The organism is Streptomyces murinus, assembly GCF_002154555.1.
Classification (GTDB): domain Bacteria; phylum Actinomycetota; class Actinomycetes; order Streptomycetales; family Streptomycetaceae; genus Streptomyces; species Streptomyces murinus.
In genome coordinates this window covers 1-1,500 of sequence record NZ_MUNF01000756.1, presented here as the reverse complement: position 1 = coordinate 1,500, position 1,500 = coordinate 1, and the positions used below count along the sequence as shown (strand labels likewise).

Here is a 1,500-nt window from a genome sequence, read left to right as displayed (position 1 = left end):
CATCATGATCGGGAAGAAGCCCGAGGTGAACTGCCCCGCATGCGGATCACCCGCCAGGAACATGCTGATGTCACCGTGCACCACCGTCCCGTCCGGCTGGGTGTAACTGCCGAACTGGAACCAGATGGGCACGTTCAGGAACTGGTGCAGGCCCACCACCAGCAGCGCCCGGTTGGTGACACCGAACAGCCCCGCCCCCCACGCCCCCGCCGCGTGCAGCCAGTGGCTGAAGCTCTCCAGCCCCGCACCGATCGGCGGCCACACCCACAGACACAGCGCCGCGAAGAGGATGGCCGCGAACGCCATCAGGATCGGCACCAGCCGGCGGCCGTTGAAGAAGCCCAGCCAGTCCACCAGCCGCGTCCNNGGACGCGGCCAGCAGACCCAGCACGATCCCCCCGAAGACCCCCGGATTCTGGAAGGTGAACGCCGCCACCGTCCCGTCCCCGGCCCGGCAGCCGACCCCCGCCAGCGCCGTCGAACCGGCCGGGCAGTCCTCGGGGAACTGGTGCAGCACCCCGTAGTAGACGAGGAAGCCCGCGACCGCCGCGAGCGCCGTGGAGCCGTCCGCCTTCTTCGCCATCCCGATCGCCACACCCACACAGAACAGCAGCGGCAACCCCAGCGAACCGTCCAGCAGCGCCCCGCCCGCACCCCGCATCACCTTCGCGACCGTCGTCCAGCCCAGCCCGTCGGCGCCCACCACACCCTGCTGCCCGAGCCCGATCAGCAGCCCCGCCGCCGGCAGCACCGCGATCGGCAGCTGAAGACTCCGCCCCATCTTCTGGAGCCCCTGGAACAACCGGCCCCAGCGCTCCCGCGCCGCGCCTCCCGTCGCGCTCCCCTCGCTCATGGGCGTCCTCCGGCCACTCGGCGGCCACTCGACTCGGGCGCGGTTTGGCGACCGTCCCTCCGCTGGTGTAGACCAGTTGCCCGGACGGTTCCGCTGTCGTGAACGCCATCTTTCGGCACGGACGGCATGACCGCTCGCGAAGATGGGCCAACTGTGGGTTACTGCGACAAAGCGGTTCGGATCAGGGGAGAAGCAACATGGCCAGCAAGGCTGAGAAGATCGTCGCCGGCCTCGGCGGGATCGACAACATCGAGGAGATCGAGGGCTGCATCACCCGCCTGCGCACCGAGGTGTCGGACCCCTCGCTCGTGAACGACGCCGCCCTGAAGGCCGCCGGCGCCCATGGCGTCGTCAAGATGGGCACCGCCGTCCAGGTCGTCATCGGCACCGACGCCGACCCGATCGCCGCGGAGATCGAAGACATGATGTGAACCCCGGGACCCCTGCGGGTTCTGCCGGGATTCACCGGTAAGGGGCTCTTCCCGACGCGGGAGGAGTCCCTTCCGTATCTACGGCTAGGCTCCATGCCATGTCTCGCATCGACGGCCGTACCCCCGATCAGCTCCGCCCGGTCACCATCGAACGCGGATGGAGCAAGCACGCCGAGGGCTCCGTCCTCGTCTCCTTCGGTGACACCAAGGTCTTCT

General features: G+C 69.2%; 1 protein-coding gene and 2 pseudogenes. 2 read left to right on the top strand and 1 reads right to left on the bottom strand.

The features are described from left to right. A pseudogene (locus CCN72_RS34440) lies at positions 1-853 on the bottom strand (PTS transporter subunit EIIC); the annotation flags it as partial. Between the two features lie 197 nt (positions 854-1,050). On the opposite strand from CCN72_RS34440, the gene CCN72_RS34435 reads away from it, so the two are divergent. Together CCN72_RS34435 and rph are read left to right on the top strand one after the other, a co-directional pair. Further along, a complete protein-coding gene (locus tag CCN72_RS34435) occupies positions 1,051-1,284 on the top strand; it encodes a PTS sugar transporter subunit IIB (protein ID WP_037651475.1) in 234 nt (77 codons plus the stop codon). A 98-nt stretch (positions 1,285-1,382) separates the two neighbouring features. Continuing rightward, a pseudogene (gene rph / locus CCN72_RS34430) lies at positions 1,383-1,500 on the top strand (ribonuclease PH); the annotation flags it as partial.

Excerpts from the sequence above, each read along its gene's own strand:
- CCN72_RS34435 (WP_037651475.1), top strand. The coding sequence starts at position 1,051 with ATGGCCAGCAAGGCTGAGAAGATCGTCGCCGGCCTCGGCGGGATCGAC.